Annotated in this window: 15 protein-coding genes and 1 tRNA gene; all 16 read left to right on the forward strand. The window is 64.9% G+C overall.

The window, feature by feature from the left end; genetic code table 11:
- Positions 1 to 94 (forward strand): EF-Tu C-terminal domain-related protein (locus tag EDC22_RS17470; RefSeq protein ID WP_483754796.1); only part of this gene is annotated, 94 nt, incomplete at its 5' end.
- A gap of 17 nt (positions 95 to 111) precedes the next feature.
- A tRNA-Trp gene (locus EDC22_RS17475) sits at positions 112 to 188 on the forward strand.
- A 42-nt stretch (positions 189 to 230) separates the two neighbouring features.
- Positions 231 to 425 (forward strand): preprotein translocase subunit SecE, encoded by a 195-nt coding sequence (gene secE / locus EDC22_RS17480; RefSeq protein ID WP_132807992.1) that lies wholly within the window; start codon positions 231 to 233, stop codon positions 423 to 425.
- A gap of 15 nt (positions 426 to 440) precedes the next feature.
- A complete protein-coding gene (nusG, locus tag EDC22_RS17485) occupies positions 441 to 971 on the forward strand; it encodes a transcription termination/antitermination protein NusG (RefSeq protein ID WP_132807994.1) in 531 nt (176 codons plus the stop codon).
- Between the two features lie 103 nt (positions 972 to 1074).
- Positions 1075 to 1503 carry a 50S ribosomal protein L11 gene (rplK, locus tag EDC22_RS17490; RefSeq protein WP_132807996.1) on the forward strand — a complete coding sequence of 143 codons (429 nt, stop codon included), beginning with the start codon at positions 1075 to 1077 and terminating at the stop codon, positions 1501 to 1503.
- Between the two features lie 5 nt (positions 1504 to 1508).
- Entirely contained in the window at positions 1509 to 2207 is a 699-nt protein-coding gene (gene rplA / locus EDC22_RS17495) for a 50S ribosomal protein L1 (RefSeq protein WP_132807998.1), read from the forward strand.
- Positions 2208 to 2512: 305 nt separating this feature from the next.
- Positions 2513 to 3058, forward strand: coding sequence for a 50S ribosomal protein L10 (rplJ, locus tag EDC22_RS17500; RefSeq protein ID WP_245499828.1), 546 nt, complete (start codon positions 2513 to 2515; stop codon positions 3056 to 3058).
- Between the two features lie 45 nt (positions 3059 to 3103).
- Entirely contained in the window at positions 3104 to 3481 is a 378-nt protein-coding gene (gene rplL, locus EDC22_RS17505; protein WP_132808001.1) for a 50S ribosomal protein L7/L12, read from the forward strand.
- A gap of 257 nt (positions 3482 to 3738) precedes the next feature.
- The gene (rpoB, locus tag EDC22_RS17510) at positions 3739 to 7887 is read left to right on the forward strand and encodes a DNA-directed RNA polymerase subunit beta (RefSeq protein ID WP_132808003.1); all 4149 of its coding nucleotides are present in this window, start codon (positions 3739 to 3741) and stop codon (positions 7885 to 7887) included.
- Between the two features lie 81 nt (positions 7888 to 7968).
- Positions 7969 to 12153 carry a DNA-directed RNA polymerase subunit beta' gene (gene rpoC, locus EDC22_RS17515; protein WP_132808005.1) on the forward strand — a complete coding sequence of 1395 codons (4185 nt, stop codon included), beginning with the start codon at positions 7969 to 7971 and terminating at the stop codon, positions 12151 to 12153.
- A 259-nt stretch (positions 12154 to 12412) separates the two neighbouring features.
- Entirely contained in the window at positions 12413 to 12727 is a 315-nt protein-coding gene (locus EDC22_RS17520; RefSeq protein ID WP_207903837.1) for a transcriptional regulator, read from the forward strand.
- A 130-nt stretch (positions 12728 to 12857) separates the two neighbouring features.
- Positions 12858 to 13358 (forward strand): hypothetical protein, encoded by a 501-nt coding sequence (locus tag EDC22_RS17525; RefSeq protein WP_132808006.1) that lies wholly within the window; start codon positions 12858 to 12860, stop codon positions 13356 to 13358.
- A 375-nt stretch (positions 13359 to 13733) separates the two neighbouring features.
- Complete coding sequence (gene rpsL, locus EDC22_RS17530) at positions 13734 to 14105, forward strand: 30S ribosomal protein S12 (RefSeq protein ID WP_132808008.1); 372 nt, start codon at positions 13734 to 13736, stop codon at positions 14103 to 14105.
- A gap of 76 nt (positions 14106 to 14181) precedes the next feature.
- Positions 14182 to 14652, forward strand: coding sequence for a 30S ribosomal protein S7 (gene rpsG, locus EDC22_RS17535; protein ID WP_132808010.1), 471 nt, complete (start codon positions 14182 to 14184; stop codon positions 14650 to 14652).
- Between the two features lie 21 nt (positions 14653 to 14673).
- Positions 14674 to 16749, forward strand: a complete 2076-nt coding sequence (fusA, locus tag EDC22_RS17540) for an elongation factor G (RefSeq protein WP_132808012.1) — start codon at positions 14674 to 14676, stop codon at positions 16747 to 16749.
- Positions 16750 to 16791: 42 nt separating this feature from the next.
- On the forward strand, positions 16792 to 16885 hold a 94-nt coding region (locus EDC22_RS17545; RefSeq protein WP_132808015.1), incomplete at its 3' end, for a GTP-binding protein.

Below are 16885 nucleotides of genomic sequence, written 5' to 3' on the forward strand. Positions count from 1 at the left end.
CGTGCCGATCGCCATGGAGGAGCGCCTGCGCTTCGCCATCCGCGAGGGCGGCCGCACCGTCGGCGCCGGCGTCGTCTCCCAGATCATCGAGTAGGTAGCGGAACTACCCAAAGGAGTGTAGCTCAACTGGCTAGAGCACCGGTCTCCAAAACCGGGGGTTGGGGGTTCGAGTCCCTCCACTCCTGCCAGTTCCGCTGACCGGCGATCCGGTCGAAAGGCTGAAGACGACGATGGCCAGGGTTAACCCGTTCGAATTCCTGCAGCAGGTGCGGGCCGAGACCAGGAAGGTCACGTGGCCGACGCGGCGCGAGACGGCTATCACCACGGTCATGGTGTTCATCATGGCCGTGCTGGCGGCGCTGTTCTTCCTGGCCGCCGACCAGATCATCTCGTTTGGTGTCGGCTTCCTGCTCGGAACGCGCTGAGGAGACCCCCGGCCAATGGCCATGCGCTGGTACATCGTTCACACCTACTCGAACTTCGAGAAGAAGGTCGCGGAGTCTATTCGCGAGAAGGCAGCCGCGGCCGGACTTTCCGACCGGTTCGAGGAGATCCTCGTGCCGACCGAGAAGGTCGTCGAGGTCCGGCGCGGACGGAAGATCGATACGGAGCGGAAGTTCTTTCCCGGTTATGTGCTCGTCCGCATGGACATGACGGACGATACGTACCATCTGATAAAGAACACCCCGAAGGTCACCGGCTTTCTCGGCACGGACAAGAAGCCAACCCCGATTTCCGATGCCGAGGCCCAGCGCATCGTCCAGCAGGTTCAGGAAGGGATCGACCGGCCGAAGCCGTCGATCCATTTCGAGATCGGCGAGCAGGTGCGTGTGGCCGACGGCCCGTTCGCATCGTTCAACGGCGTGGTCGAGGACATCGACGAGGAGCGCGCCCGCTTGAAGGTTGCGGTCTCGATTTTCGGTCGGGCTACCCCGGTCGAGCTCGAATACGGACAGGTCGAGAAGCTCTGACTGTCCGTTCCCGCGTGGGAGATCCAGGTCGGTCCGCCACCCGGTCTGGTGATCGAACCACGCTCCTCCAGCGGCGCCGTCCCAGGCGCGGAAGGATGAAGACATGGCGAAGAAGATCATAGGCTACATCAAGCTGCAGGTGCCGGCCGGCTCGGCGACCCCGTCGCCGCCGATCGGTCCCGCGCTCGGCCAGCGTGGCCTGAACATCATGGAGTTCTGCAAGGCGTTCAATGCCAGGACGCAGGATATCGAGAAGGGCCAGCCCTGTCCGACCGTCATCACGGTGTTCCAGGACAAGTCGTTCACCTTCGAGATCAAGACGGCTCCTGCCTCGTACTTCCTGAAGCAGGCGGCCAAGATCAACAAGGGGGCCAAGCTTCCCGGGCGCGACAAGGTCGGCGTCGTCACGCGTGACCAGATCCGCGAGATCGCCAACGTGAAGCTCAAGGATCTCAATGCCAACGATGTCGAGCAGGCGATGAAGATCATCGAGGGATCGGCGCGTTCGATGGGCCTCGAGGTGCAGGGGTAAGGGCCATGGCAAAGGTCGGAAAGCGTCTGAAGGCCGCCCGTGAGGGCATTGATCCGCGCAAGCTCCTGCCGCTCCCGGAAGCCGTGAAGCTCATCAAGGAGCGGGCGACCGCCAAGTTCGACGAGACGGTCGAGGTCGCCATCAATCTCGGTGTCGACCCGCGCCACGCCGATCAGATGGTGCGGGGCGTCTGCCAGCTTCCCAACGGGACCGGCCGCACCGTTCGCGTGGCGGTGTTCGCCAAGGGCGACAAGGCTGAGGAGGCGCGGGCTGCCGGCGCCGACGTGGTCGGCGCCGAGGATCTCGTCGAGCAGATCCAGAGGGGCGAGATCAATTTCGATCGCTGCATCGCGACCCCGGACATGATGCCGCTGGTCGGCCGGCTCGGAAAGGTGCTCGGTCCGCGCGGCCTGATGCCCAATCCGAAGGTCGGGACGGTGACCGCCGACGTGGCGAACGCCGTCAGGGAGCAGAAGGGCGGTGCGGTTGAGTTCCGCGTCGACAAGGCGGGCATCATCCATGCCGGCATCGGCAAGGCGAGCTTCAGCGAGGAGGCGCTGGTGGAGAATACCCGCGCGCTCGTCGATGCCGTGGTCAAGGCGAAGCCGTCGGGCGCGAAGGGGACCTACGTGCAGCGTGTGGCGATGTCGTCAACCATGGGTCCAGGGGTTCGGGTCGACCCGGCGACGGCACTGCACGCCTGACGGCAACCGGTCGGCGGGCCGGAAGGAATTGGAGTTTCCGCCCGGGAGACCGGGCGGAGGACTGGGCCCGGCGGCAGGCCGACGGGCCCAAACCTGTCCGAGACTGCGGGTGCCTTCGGGCCTAAGTCCTCACGGAGCCTGCACAGACGGGACTTGAACCGCATTCGCGGTGCGATCGGCACCGCCATCCGGTTCGGACCTCGTTGTCCTCGCGGTCTTGCGGCCGTCGGGGCGGGACAGGAACGCGAGCGCCGTCTGCGTCCCGCTTCCGCCGGACAGGACGGCAAGGGCAACCGGCGACGGCAATGCTGTCGCCAGACTGGAGAGAGCAGGTGGACAGAGCGGAAAAGTCTGAGCTCGTCGCGTCGCTCCACGAGGTGTTCCGGAACACCGGCGTGGTCGTCGTGGCCCACTATGCCGGTCTCACGGTCGCCGAGATGACGGATCTCCGGGGGCGCATGCGCTCGGCCGGCGGCCGCATCAAGGTGGCCAAGAACCGCCTCGCCAAGCTCGCGCTCGAGGGTACCGACATGGCCCATCTCGGTGCGCTGCTGAAGGGGCCGACCGTGATCGCCTATTCGGACGATCCGGTCGCCGCCCCGAAGGTTGCCACCGACTTCGCCAAGACCAACCAGAAGCTGGTCATTCTTGGCGGAGCGATGGGCAGCACGGCCCTCGACCCGGACGGCGTCAGGTCATTGGCGACGCTGCCTTCGCTTGACGAACTGAGGGCGAAGCTGGTCGGCATGATCAACACGCCGGCAACCCGGGTTGCGCAGGTGCTCGCCGCGCCTGGCGGGCAGATCGCGCGTGTGCTGGCTGCATACGCCGAGAAGAACGAGGCGGCCTGACGGCCGACATCCCGAAACTGGTTCGAACCGAGAAGGAACTGCACAATGGCTGATCTCAGCAAGATCGTCGAAGAATTGTCCAATCTCACCGTCCTCGAGGCGGCCGAGCTGTCGAAGATGCTCGAGGAGAAGTGGGGCGTTTCCGCCGCCGCTCCGGTGGCCGTCGCCGCCGTCGGCGCTGCCGCCGCTCCGGCCGAGGCCGCCGAGGAGAAGACCGAGTTCGACGTGATCCTGACGTCTGCGGGCGCCCAGAAGATCAACGTCATCAAGGAAGTTCGCGCCATCACCAATCTCGGCCTCAAGGAGGCCAAGGATCTGGTCGAAGGTGCGCCGAAGCCGGTCAAGGAAGGTGTCTCGAAGGACGAGGCCGCGCAGATCAAGGCGAAGCTGGAAGCTGCCGGCGCGACCGTCGAGGTCAAGTAGGTCCGGTGCGGCGCAACGCGCCGAAGCGGAGTCCCGAAGTCGGTTCGGTTTCGGGTGTTGTTGAAACGGGCCCGCGCTCCGGTCTCCCGGAGCGCGGGCGCGGCCATGGCGGAAGCTGATGCCGCCACGGAAACCGGCATGGTCGGCCCGCACCCGGTGGACGGCTGGGCCGCGAGAGGTGGACAGGACGTCTGGCCGGACGATCCCATTTCCGGGGTCCTCCGGCGAGCCGTTCGAGAGCGATACGAGGAGCGACGATGGCGCAGACCTTTACTGGCCGCAAGCGCGTTCGCAAGAGTTTTGGCAAGATCCGCGAGGTCGCGCCGCTGCCCAACCTGATCGAGGTGCAGAAGGCGTCCTATGACCAGTTCCTGCAGGTCGACAATCCGGCCGGCGGACGGGAGGACAGCGGCCTGCAGGCCGTTTTTGCGTCGGTGTTCCCGATTTCCGACTTCGCCGAGACGGCCATGCTCGAATTCGTCCGCTACGAGTTCGAGCCGCCGAAGTACGATGTCGACGAGTGCCGGCAGCGCGGCATGACCTATGCCGCGCCGCTGAAGGTTACGCTTCGCCTGATCGTCTTCGACGTCGACGAGGACACCGGCGCCAAGTCGGTCAAGGACATCAAGGAGCAGGACGTCTACATGGGCGACATGCCGCTCATGACGGACAATGGCACCTTCATCGTCAACGGCACCGAGCGCGTCATCGTCTCGCAGATGCATCGTTCGCCTGGCGTGTTCTTCGACCACGACAAGGGCAAGACGCATTCGTCGGGCAAGTTGCTGTTCGCGGCCCGGATCATCCCCTACCGGGGATCCTGGCTCGACATCGAGTTCGATGCCAAGGACATCGTGCATGCCCGCATCGACCGTCGTCGCAAGCTGCCGGTTACGACGCTGCTGCTGGCGCTCGGCCTCGACGCCGAGGAGATCCTGGCAACCTTCTACGATCACATCGAACTGACCCGGGCCAGCGGTGGCGGGTGGCGGCGGCCGTTCGATGCCGCGCGCATGCGCGGTGTGAAGATGCAGTACGATCTCGTCGATGCGGATACCGGTGAGGTCGTCTGGGAGGCCGGCCGCAAGCTCACCATGCGCAAGGCGCGCGAACTGGCCGAGAAGGGTCTCACGTCGCTGAAGATTTCCGACGAGGAGGTGATCGGCCTGTATCTGGCCACCGACATGGTCAACATGCAGACCGGTGAGATCTATGCCGAGGCCGGCGAGGAGATCACCGCGCAGATGCTGGAGATGTTCGCGGAGAACGGCTTTGACTCGATCTCGGTGCTTGACATCGACTCCGTCAGCGCCGGGCCGTTCATCCGCAACACGCTGGCGATCGACAAGAACGAGACCCGCGAAGAGGCGCTGTTCGATATCTACCGGGTGATGCGTCCGGGCGAGCCGCCGACCCTCGAGGCGGCCGAGGCGATGTTCCACTCGCTGTTCTTCGATCCGGAACGCTACGATCTGTCGGCGGTCGGCCGGGTGAAGATGAACATCCGCCTGGAGCTCGACTGCCCGGACACCGTCCGCGTGCTGCGCAAGGAGGATATCCTCGCCGTCATCAAGACGCTCGTCGACCTCAGGGACGGCAAGGGCGAGATCGACGACATCGACAATCTCGGCAACCGTCGGGTGCGCTCGGTCGGCGAATTGATGGAGAACCAGTACCGCGTCGGTCTGCTGCGCATGGAGCGGGCGATCAAGGAACGCATGTCGTCGGTCGAGATCGACACGGCGATGCCGCAGGACCTGATCAATGCCAAGCCGGCGGCGGCGGCGGTGCGGGAATTCTTCGGATCCTCGCAGCTCTCGCAGTTCATGGATCAGACGAATCCGCTCTCGGAAATCACCCACAAGCGCCGACTGTCGGCGCTCGGACCGGGCGGTCTGACGCGCGAGCGCGCCGGCTTCGAGGTGCGCGACGTGCATCCGACGCATTATGGCCGCATCTGTCCGATCGAGACGCCGGAAGGCCCGAATATCGGGCTGATCAACTCGCTGGCGACCTTTGCCCGGGTCAACAAGTACGGCTTCATCGAGACGCCCTACCGCAAGGTGCGCGACGGTCGTGTGACCGACGAAGTGGTCTACCTGTCGGCGATGGAGGAGGCGCGCCACCACATCGCCCAGGCGAATGCCGCGCTCGACAGCGACGGCCGCCTCATCGAGGAACTGGTGGTCTGCCGGCATGCCGGCGACGTGCTGATGGTGACACCCGACAAGGTCGACTACATGGACGTGTCGCCGAAGCAGCTGGTCTCGGTGGCCGCGGCACTGATCCCGTTCCTCGAGAACGACGACGCCAACCGGGCGCTGATGGGCTCCAACATGCAGCGCCAGGCGGTGCCTCTGGTACGCGCCGAGGCGCCGCTGGTGGGAACCGGCATGGAGGCTGTGGTTGCGCGCGATTCGGGGGCGGCGATCTCTGCCCGGCGTGCCGGCGTCATCGATCAGGTCGACGCGACCCGTATCGTCGTCCGCGCCACCGAGGAGGTCGAGGCCGGCAAGTCGGGCGTCGACATCTACCGGCTGATGAAGTTCCAGCGGTCGAACCAGAACACCTGCATCAACCAGCGTCCGCTGGTCAGGGTCGGTGACGTCGTGAAGAAGGGCGACATCATTGCCGACGGTCCCTCGACCGATCTCGGCGAACTGGCGCTCGGCCGCAACGTGCTCGTCGCGTTCATGCCCTGGATGGGCTACAATTTCGAAGACTCCATCCTGCTGTCGGAGCGTGTCGTGCGCGACGACATCTTCACCTCGATCCATATCGAGGAGTTCGAGGTGATGGCCCGCGACACCAAGCTCGGGCCGGAGGAGATCACCCGCGACATCCCGAACGTGTCCGAAGAGGCGCTGAAGAATCTCGACGAGGCGGGCATCGTCTATATCGGTGCCGAGGTGAATGCCGGCGACATCCTGGTCGGCAAGATCACGCCGAAGGGCGAGAGTCCGATGACGCCGGAGGAGAAGTTGCTGCGGGCGATCTTCGGCGAGAAGGCATCCGACGTGCGCGACACCTCGCTGCGCGTGCCGCCGGGCGTGACCGGCACGGTCGTCGAGGTGCGGGTGTTCAACCGGCACGGCGTCGAAAAGGACGAGCGGGCGATCGCCATCGAGCGCGAGGAGATCGAGCGTCTCGCCAAGGATCGCGACGACGAGCAGGCGATCCTCGATCGCAACGTCTTCGGCCGTCTTGCCGACATGCTGACGGGGCAGATTGCGGCCAGCGGTCCGAAGGGCATCAAGAAGGATGTCGAGATTACCCGCGAGCTGCTGTCCGAGGTGCCGCGCGGCCAGTGGTGGCAGTTCGGTCTCGCCGACGAGGCGCGGATGGCCGAGGTCGAGGCGCTGCGCAAGCAGTACGACGAATCGAAGAAGCGTCTGGAGCAGCGCTTCCTCGACAAGGTCGAGAAGTTGCAGCGCGGCGACGAGTTGCCGCCCGGCGTGATGAAGATGGTCAAGGTCTTCGTTGCGGTGAAGCGCAAGATCCAGCCGGGCGACAAGATGGCCGGCCGGCACGGCAACAAGGGCGTGGTCAGCCGCATCGTGCCGATCGAGGACATGCCTTTCCTCGATGACGGCACGCATGTCGACATCGTGCTCAATCCGCTCGGCGTGCCGAGCCGCATGAATGTCGGGCAGATCCTCGAGACCCATCTGGGATGGGCCTGCGCAGGGCTCGGCAAGCAGATCGGCCAGGCGATCGACGCCTATCGCAAGAGCGGCGAGGCGCAGCGGCTGCGTGAAGCCTATGCGCGCATCTACGGCAATGACGAGACAATCGCGGATCTCGATGAAGCCGGACTGGTCGAGCTGGGCGAGAACCTGAGAAAGGGTGTGCCGGTGGCAACCCCTGTTTTCGACGGTGCGCACGAGAGCGACATCGTCGAGATGTTGGAGAAGGCCGGGCTCGAGTCGTCAGGCCAGGTCACTCTGTTCGACGGACGTACCGGCGAGCCGTTCGACCGCAAGGTCACGGTCGGTTACATCTACATGCTGAAGCTGCACCACCTGGTCGACGACAAGATCCACGCCCGCTCGATCGGCCCCTACAGCCTCGTCACCCAGCAGCCGCTCGGCGGCAAGGCCCAGTTCGGCGGCCAGCGCTTCGGCGAGATGGAGGTCTGGGCGCTGGAGGCCTATGGCGCAGCCTACACGCTGCAGGAAATGCTGACGGTGAAGTCGGACGATGTGGCCGGCCGCACCAAGGTCTACGAGGCGATCGTCCGCGGCGACGACACGTTCGAGGCCGGCATCCCCGAATCCTTCAACGTTCTGGTGAAGGAGATGCGCTCGCTGGGGCTCAACGTTGAGCTGATCGCCAGCCGCGCCCGCACGACCCCACCGCCGGCCGGGCCGATGCTGCCGCCGCCGCCGGCGGATGCCGCCGAATAGCCGACGCGACCGAGAGCCGCCGTTTCTCATTCCGCCGGACCGGGATCGACGATCCCGGTTGCGGCCCAAAGGGAGCAGGACATGAACCAGGAAGTCCTCAACCTCTTCAATCCAACTGCGCCACAGCAGACGTTCGACCAGATCAGGATCTCGATCGCGAGCCCGGAGAAGATCAAGTCGTGGTCCTTCGGCGAGATCAAGAAGCCGGAGACGATCAACTACCGTACCTTCAAGCCGGAACGCGACGGTCTGTTCTGTGCCCGCATCTTCGGTCCGATCAAGGACTACGAGTGCTTGTGCGGGAAGTACAAGCGCATGAAGTACAAGGGCATCATCTGCGAGAAGTGCGGCGTCGAGGTGACGCTGTCGCGCGTGCGCCGCGAGCGCATGGGGCATATCGAGCTGGCAGCCCCGGTTGCGCACATCTGGTTCCTGAAGTCGCTGCCGAGCCGCATCGGCATGATCCTGGACATGACCCTGAAGGATCTCGAGCGGATCCTCTATTTCGAGAACTATGTGGTCATCGAGCCGGGTCTGACGCCGCTGAAGAAGGGGCAACTCCTCAATGAGGAGGAGTATCTCGACGCCCAGGACAAGTATGGCGAGGACACCTTCACCGCGATGATCGGCGCGGAGGCGATCCGCGATCTGCTGTCGGCGCTCGACCTGGAGAAACTTGCAGCCGACCTTCGGGTCGAGATTGCCGAGTCCACGTCGGAGCTCAAGCCGAAGAAGCTCGCGAAGCGGTTGAAGCTGATCGAGTCGTTCATCGAATCCGGCAACCGGCCGGAATGGATGATCCTGACGGTAATCCCGGTGATCCCGCCGGATCTGCGGCCGCTGGTGCCGCTTGATGGCGGCCGGTTCGCGACATCGGACCTCAACGATCTCTATCGCCGCGTCATCAACCGCAACAATCGTCTGAAGCGGCTGATCGAGCTGCGCGCTCCCGACATCATCATCCGCAACGAGAAGCGGATGCTGCAAGAGGCTGTCGATGCGCTGTTCGACAATGGGCGGCGCGGCCGCGTCATCACCGGCGCCAACAAGCGTCCGTTGAAGTCGCTGGCCGACATGCTGAAGGGCAAGCAGGGCCGGTTCCGCCAGAACCTGCTCGGCAAGCGTGTCGACTATTCCGGCCGCTCGGTGATCGTGGTGGGTCCGGAGCTGAAGCTCCACCAATGCGGCCTGCCGAAGAAGATGGCGCTGGAGCTGTTCAAGCCATTCATCTACTCGCGACTTGAGGCCAAGGGGCTGTCGTCGACGGTGAAGCAGGCCAAGAAGCTGGTCGAGAAGGAGAAGCCTGAGGTCTGGGATATCCTGGACGAGGTGATCCGCGAGCACCCGGTGATGCTCAACCGTGCGCCGACGCTGCACCGTCTCGGCATCCAGGCGTTCGAGCCGACGCTGATCGAAGGCAAGGCGATACAGCTGCATCCGCTGGTCTGCGCAGCCTTCAATGCCGACTTCGACGGCGACCAGATGGCGGTGCACGTGCCGCTGTCGCTCGAGGCGCAGCTCGAGGCCCGCGTGCTGATGATGTCGACCAACAACATCCTGCATCCGGCCAACGGCTCGCCGATCATCGTGCCGAGCCAGGACATCGTCCTGGGACTCTACTACCTGTCGATGATGCGCCAGAGGGAGCCGGGCGAGGGCATGGCCTTCGCCTCGATCGGCGAGATCGAGCATGCGCTGCATACGAAGACGGTGACGCTGCACACCAAGATCAAGGGCCGCGTCCATGCCTTCGACGAGAATGGTCAGGAGACGACCCGCATCGTCGAGACCACGCCGGGGCGGATGCTGATCGGCCAGCTGCTGCCCAAGCATCCCTCGGTGCCGTTCGACGTGGTCAACAAGCCGCTCACCAAGCGCGAGATCTCCAACGCCATCGACACGGTCTACCGTCACTGCGGCCAGAAGGAGACGGTGATCTTCTGCGACCGGATGATGGCGCTCGGCTTCCGGCATGCCTGCCTCGCCGGCATCTCGTTCGGCAAGGACGACATGGTGATCCCGGACACCAAGGAGAAGCTGGTCGAGGAGACCCGCCAGCTCGCCAAGGAGTACGAGCAGCAGTACAACGACGGCTTCATCACCCAGGGCGAGAAGTACAACAAGGTCGTTGACGCGTGGGCGAAGTGCACCGACCGCGTCGCCGACGAGATGATGGCGCGCATCCAGGCGGTGGAGTTCGACCCGGAGACCGGGCGCGAGAAGCCGATCAACTCGATCTACATGATGGCCCACTCGGGCGCCCGCGGTTCGCCGGCGCAGATGAAGCAGCTCGCCGGCATGCGCGGCCTGATGGCCAAGCCGTCCGGCGAGATCATCGAGAGCCCGATCATCTCCAACTTCAAGGAGGGCCTGTCGGTGCTCGAGTACTTCAACTCGACGCATGGCGCGCGCAAGGGCCTCGCAGACACCGCCCTGAAGACGGCCAATTCCGGCTATCTGACCCGTCGTCTGGTCGACGTCGCCCAGGATTCGATCATTACCGAGCTGGATTGCGGCTCGACCCGCGGCATCACCATGGCCGCCGTCGTCGACGCCGGCGAGGTGATCGTCTCGCTCGGTCAGCGCGTGCTGGGCCGCACGGCGGCCGAGAATGTCGTCGATCCGCGCACCAATGAGGTGATCGTCCCAGCCGGGCGGATGATCGAGGAGAAGGACGTCGAGCGGATCGAGGAAGCCCAGATCCAGGAGATCAAGATCAGATCGGTGTTGACCTGCGAGACCCGCAACGGCGTCTGCGGCACGTGCTACGGCCGTGACCTGGCGCGGGGCACCCCGGTCAACTTGGGCGAGGCGGTTGGTGTCATCGCCGCCCAGTCGATCGGCGAGCCGGGCACCCAGCTGACCATGCGCACGTTCCATATCGGTGGCACCGCCCAGATCGCCGAGCAGTCCTTCATCGAGTCCAACTTCGATGGCAAGGTGGAGCTGCGGAACCGCAACGTGGTGCGCGACTCCGAGGGCTCGCTCATCGTCATGGGGCGCTCCGTTTCGCTGGTCATCGTGGATGGCGAGGGCAACGAGCGGGCGGTTCACCGCCTCAACTACGGCACGCGCCTCAGGGTGGATGAGGGCGACACGGTGAAGCGCGGCCAACGTCTCGCCGAATGGGATCCTTATACCCGGCCGATCATCACCGAGGTCGACGGTGTCGTCGGCTTCGAGGATCTTGTCGAGGGCGCCTCGCTGATCGAGACTGCCGACGAATCAACCGGCATCACCAAGCGTGTCGTCACCGACTGGCGGACCAATCCGCGCGGCGCGGAGCTGCGCCCGGCTCTGGTGATCCGCGGCAAGGACGGCGAGGTCCGCAAGCTGTCGCGCGGCGGCGAAGCCCGGTATCTGCTCGCCGTCGATACGGTGATCGCGGTCGAGCCGGGTGCGGAGGTCAAGGCCGGCGACGTTCTTGCCCGCATCACGCTCGAAAGCGCCAAGACCCGCGACATCACCGGTGGTCTGCCGCGCGTGGCCGAGCTCTTCGAAGCCCGGCGTCCGAAGGATCACGCGATCATCGCGGAAATCACCGGAACCGTCCGGTTCGAGCGCGACTACAAGAACAAGCGCCGGATCCGCATCGTGCCGGATGACGAGAACGAGGAGCCACGGGAATATCTTATCCCGAAGGGGCGCCACCTCTACGTGCAGGAGGGCGACCACATCGAGAAGGGCGAGTACATTCTCGACGGCAACCCGGCCCCGCACGACATCCTGGCGATCAAGGGCGTCGAGGAGTTGGCGGCCTATCTGGTCAACGAGATCCAGGAAGTCTATCGGCTGCAGGGCGTGTCGATCAACGACAAGCACATCGAGGTCATCGTCCGGCAGATGCTGCAGAAGGTGGAGATCTCCGACCCGGGCGACTCTGATTTCCTGTCCGGCGAGCAGATCGACCAGATCGAGTTGCAGGAGACGGCCGAACGGCTGGTCGCCGAAGGCAAGCGGCCGCCGACAGGAACGCCGGTGCTGCTCGGCATCACCAAGGCGAGCCTGCAGACCCGCAGCTTCATCTCCGCGGCCTCCTTCCAGGAAACCACGCGCGTCCTCACCGAGGCCGCGACTCAGGGCAAGGTCGATACGCTCGAGGGGCTGAAGGAGAATGTCATCGTCGGGCGCCTCATTCCGGCCGGCACGGGCGCGGTGATGAACCGCCTGCGCGAGATCGCCACCCACCGCGACGATCTGATCGTGGAAAGCCGCGAGCGGGGCGCGCTGGAGGAAGTGCGCCCGGCAGGGGGCGCGGCCGAGTAGCGCGCAACCCGGCCAGGGCACATGCCGTGATGAAGGCCGCCCCCGAGGGGGCGGCCATTTCGCGTCCCGGGGCGGAAACCGGCTGCGCGGCATTACCCGGTTGCCGTGCGGCTGCCCCGAACCCGGCGCTGCTGCCCGACCTGTCAGACGATACCGGTTGGCTGACGGGCCGCGGCGGGTGTTCCTGCCGCCGCGATCGTGCGATGGTCGGACCCGGCAGCCGAATGGCTCGGCGCCGGGCCCCGTGGCGGAGAGGAAGATGTCCGATGAATGTTGCGAGGACGTGCACGTCTATGTCCTCGTCGGCCGTGCGTCGCGTGCCGGGCCGCTCGCCGACGGATACGATCCGTCCGAGGACGAGAACGACGCCGTTCCCGTCAACGTCCTGCTGACCGCGACCGACGAGGGGGCGGCGATCAGCCGCGCCCTGGCGGCGCTTGCCAACGAAGGCTACGGCCGGGCGGAACTCGACCGGATCGGCATTGTGGACGGGGAGCCCGACGATCCGACGTTCGCGGCGGCCTATTGGGATGCCATCGACGGCGAAGTGGCGGTGATCGCGTTCCACGGTTGAACCGTCGCGGCGACCCTCGCGCGTCTGTTGCCGACCCGGCGATTCAAGTCTACCGTGACGTTGCGGCGCGAACCGTCGCTGGCGGGCCATCGCGCATTGCACCCGTCAAACCATGGGGCGGGAGGCATTGATGCCGCGTTCGTCAAGGGCACTGTTTCGGAGATGGATCGCAGGCGGCTTGCTGCTGGCCGGGGCGACCGTCGTGTCGGCGCAATCGGTCGAGGCCCAGACCGTGGAGTTCCGCGGTGGCGGCTTCTTCTCCTTCACCAGCCAGTGTCAGGCCGAGGGCTGGGAGGGAACTGTATATGCCAGTGCACGCTACCGTCCGCCAGGGGTCGGCAGCAACGGCCCCAGCACGCGGTTCTCGGTGTTCTTCCCCCTGTTCTATGCGACCAGCTTCGTGTTGCAGTCCGGCAACCTCACCGCGGCTTACAAGACGGTCGACGGCGGGGGGCTCGGCAGCCAGCTCTGGGTCTATCCGACAAAGCCGAGGATGCGCGTGACGCTGCGCTCCCCGTCAGCCGTCAATGCCAGCACCGAGGCGGTGCGCCTGAAGGGTCAGATCAACGGATTCGATAACGTCAGGAACTGCGTCGTGGACTTCGACGTCAGTCTGACCCGGCGGCCCTGAGTCGCCCGATCAGCGCAGGGGCGGCCGTCTGATCGTCCCGGGATATGTCGTCTTGCGACAAATGTCGCGAAGGCTTCGGAATTCGTGACGATATTGCCCGTTTGCGGGGTTGACGGGGCAGGAGCCGGCGAATATGTTCCGCCGAGCTTCGCGGCAGGTGGTAGGCCTGTTCCGTTCGTGTCATCGCGACATGAACATCGTTTAAGGCCTAGACACTGACGCTCGTCTTGCGACGAACAACTAGCGAGCCACGATCGCGGCCTCCGGGCTGCGATCCTCTGTTTTGGGACCGCTCTCCGGGTTCGGGGCGGCGGTCCTTGATGTCGTTTACGCGCAGTCCGGCTCTGCCGGCTAGGGATCTGAAGAAGGCGATCGATGCCGACGATCAACCAATTGATCCGCAATCCGCGGAAGGCGCCGGTGAAGCGCAACAAGGTGCCGGCGATGGAGGCCTGCCCGCAGAAGCGTGGCGTCTGCACCCGCGTCTACACGACAACCCCGAAGAAGCCGAACTCCGCGCTTCGCAAGGTGGCCAAGGTGCGCCTGACGAATGGCTTCGAGGTGATCGGGTACATTCCTGGCGAGGGTCACAATCTCCAGGAGCACTCGGTGGTGATGATTCGCGGTGGCCGCGTGAAGGATCTTCCGGGCGTGCGCTATCACATCATTCGCGGTGTGCTCGACACCCAGGGTGTATCGGCTCGCCGTCAGCGCCGGTCCAAGTATGGAGCCAAGAGGCCCAAGTAAGTCGGGCCTCTTCGCATTTTTGATGGTCCGCCGAGGGCCGAAGGATTCATAGACAGGTACGAGTGAGGGCCAGCCGATGTCCCGCCGCCACAGCGCCGAGAAACGCGAGATCATCCCGGATCCGAAGTACGGGGATGTGACGGTCTCGAAGTTCATGAATTCGATCATGCGCCACGGCAAGAAGTCGGTGGCGGAGAGCATCGTCTACGGCGCCTTCGATGCCATAGAGAGCCGCGCGAAGCAGGATCCGGTCGCGGTGTTCCGGCAGGCGCTCGACAATGTGATGCCGTCGATCGAGGTGCGTTCCCGCCGGGTCGGCGGTGCGACCTACCAGGTGCCGGTCGAGGTTCGTCCGGACCGCCGCCAGGCGCTGGCGATCCGCTGGCTGATCGCTGCCGCGCGCGCCCGCAACGAGCGCACGATGGTCGAGCGGCTGTCCGGCGAGCTGCTGGATGCCTTCAACAACCGCGGCTCCGCCGTGAAGAAGCGCGAGGACACGCACCGGATGGCCGATGCCAACCGGGCCTTCTCGCATTACCGCTGGTGACGGGACGACGGAGCCAGGATCATGCCGCGCACGCACAAGATCGAGGACTACCGGAACTTCGGCATCATGGCCCACATCGATGCCGGCAAGACCACGACCACCGAGCGGGTGCTCTTCTATACCGGGAAGAGTCACAAGATCGGCGAGGTCCATGAGGGCGCGGCCACCATGGACTGGATGGAGCAGGAGCAGGAGCGCGGCATCACCATCACGTCCGCCGCGACGACCGCTTACTGGAAGGACAAGCGTCTCAACATCATCGACACGCCCGGCCATGTCGACTTCACGATCGAGGTCGAGCGGTCGCTTCGGGTGCTCGATGGCGCCATCGCGCTGCTTGATGCCAATGCTGGCGTCGAACCGCAGACCGAGACGGTGTGGCGTCAGGCCGACAAGTACCACGTGCCGCGGATGATCTTCGTCAACAAGATGGACAAGATCGGCGCTGATTTCTACCGCTCGGTCGAGATGGTGAGGACCCGTCTCGGCGCCACGCCGCTCGTGATCCAGCTGCCGATCGGCGCGGAGAGCGAGTTCAGGGGTGTCGTCGATCTGGTGGCGATGAAGGGGATCGTCTGGCGCGACGAGACGCTCGGCGCCCAGTACGACTATGTCGACATTCCCGCAGATCTCGCCGATCAGGCAGAGACCTATCGCGAGAAGCTGGTGGAGCTGGCGGTCGAAGTCGACGAGTCTGCGATGGAAGCCTATCTGGAGGGCAACCTGCCGGACGAGGCGACGCTGAAGCGGCTCATCCGCAAGGGCACCATCGAGTCGGCATTCGTGCCGGTCCTGTGCGGCTCGGCCTTCAAGAACAAGGGTGTGCAGCCGCTGCTTGATGCGGTGGTCGACTATCTTCCGTCGCCGGTCGACGTGCCGGACATCAAGGGCATCGACGTCAAGACCGGCGAGGAGATCCGCCGCAAGTCGAGCGACGACGAGCCACTGGCGATGCTGGCGTTCAAGATCATGAACGACCCGTTCGTGGGCTCGCTCACCTTCTGCCGCATCTATTCGGGAAAGCTCGAGGCCGGCACGCAGGTTCTGAACACGGTCAAGGACAAGCGCGAACGTATCGGCCGCATGCTGCACATGCATGCGAACCACCGTGAGGACATCAAGGAGGCCTTCGCGGGCGACATCGTCGCGATTGCCGGCCTCAAGGAGGTCACCACGGGCGACACGCTGTGTGATCCGCTGAAGCCGGTGATCCTCGAGCGGATGGAGTTTCCGGAGCCGGTCATCGAGATCGCGATCGAGCCGAAGACCAAGGCCGACCAGGAGAAGATGGGCATCGCCCTGCATCGCCTCGCCGCCGAGGATCCGTCGTTCCGTGTCGGAACCGACGAGGAGTCCGGCCAGACGATCATCAAGGGCATGGGCGAGCTTCACCTCGAGATCATCGTCGACCGCATGCGGCGCGAGTTCAAGGTCGAGGCGAATGTCGGCGCGCCGCAGGTCGCCTACCGCGAGACGGTCACCAAGTCGGCCGAGGTCGACTACACGCACAAGAAGCAGACCGGCGGGTCCGGACAGTTCGCGCGCGTCAAGCTGGTCGTCGAGCCGAACGAGCCGGGCGCCGGTTTCGAGTTCGTCAGCGAGATCGTCGGCGGTGCGGTGCCGAAGGAGTACATCCCCGGTGTCGAGAAGGGCCTGAAGTCGGTGCTGACGTCGGGTGTGCTGGCCGGGTTCCCGATCGTCGACGTCAGGGTCCGTCTCGTCGATGGCGCCTATCACGACGTCGATTCGAGCGTGCTTGCCTTCGAGATCGCCTCGCGGGCGGCATTCCGCGAGGCGATCCAGAAGGCGGCGCCGAAGCTCCTCGAGCCGATCATGAAGGTCGAAGTGGTGACCCCCGAGGAGTACATGGGCGACATCATTGGCGACCTGAACAGCCGCCGCGGCCAGATCCAGGGCACCGAGAGCCGGGGCGTTGCCACCGTCGTCAATGCCATGGTGCCGCTGGCCAACATGTTCGGCTACGTGAACACCCTGCGTTCGATGAGCCAGGGGCGGGCCCAGTACACCATGCAGTTCGATCACTACGAGCAGGTCCCGCAGGCGGTCGCCGAGGAGGTTCAGGCGAAGTACGCCTGATCCGGCCGGTCACCGACAGCGCTGAGAGAGTGGAGAGCCAAAATGGCCAAAGCGAAATTCGAGCGGACGAAGCCGCACTGCAACATCGGGACGATTGGTCATGTTGACCATGGCAAGACGACGCTGACGGCTGCGA

Origin of the sequence: Tepidamorphus gemmatus (assembly GCF_004346195.1) — a bacterium.
Lineage (GTDB): Bacteria > Pseudomonadota > Alphaproteobacteria > Rhizobiales > Tepidamorphaceae > Tepidamorphus > Tepidamorphus gemmatus.